The sequence below is a fragment of the Marinimicrobium sp. UBA4509 genome, assembly GCF_002388575.1.
Lineage (GTDB): Bacteria > Pseudomonadota > Gammaproteobacteria > Pseudomonadales > Cellvibrionaceae > Marinimicrobium > Marinimicrobium koreense.
On the sequence record NZ_DGMV01000084.1, the window covers coordinates 78,089 to 78,756 of the forward strand.

Here is a 668-nt window from a genome sequence, read left to right on the forward strand (position 1 = left end):
CAGATGGATATCAAAATCCAGGGCATTACCGAGCAGATCATGGAGATCGCTCTGGAGCAGGCCCTGAGCGCCCGTCTGCACATTCTGGGTGAAATGAACAAGGTGCTGGGCAAGTCCCGCGAAACCGTGAGCGACAATGCGCCGCGCTTTGAAACCCTGAAAGTGCATCCGGACAAGATCCGCGACATCATCGGTAAAGGCGGGGCGACCATTCGCTCCATCACCGAAGAGACCGGTGCGTCCATCGACATCGACGATGACGGTACCGTCAAAGTGTACGCCGACGATGGCGACGCGCTGAAGGCGGCGGTGGCCAAGATCGAAGAAATTACCGCCGAGGCGGAAATTGGCGCGATCTACGAAGGCAAAGTGGTCCGTATTGTCGACTTCGGTGCGTTCGTCAACTTCCTGCCGGGTAAAGACGGTCTGGTACACATCTCCCAGATCGCCGATGAGCGCGTGAATGCGGTCAGCGATTACCTGAAAGAAGGTCAGATGGTGAAGGTCAAGTGTCTGGACGTCGACCAGCGCGGCCGCATCAAGCTGTCCATCAAGGAAGCCAACGCCGACGCGCAAGCGGACGCTCCGGCCTCCAGCGAGGAAACCACCGAGGAGTAACCCTCCCGGTGAGTTACCCATAAAAAAACCCGCCAATCGGCGGGGTTTTT

The 668-nt window shown here is 57.9% G+C and carries 1 protein-coding gene; it reads left to right on the forward strand.

The features are described 5' to 3' along the window. On the forward strand, window positions 1-618 hold a 618-nt coding region (locus B3520_RS15925; protein WP_286876425.1), incomplete at its 5' end, for a S1 RNA-binding domain-containing protein. Window positions 619-668 lie beyond the last annotated feature (50 nt).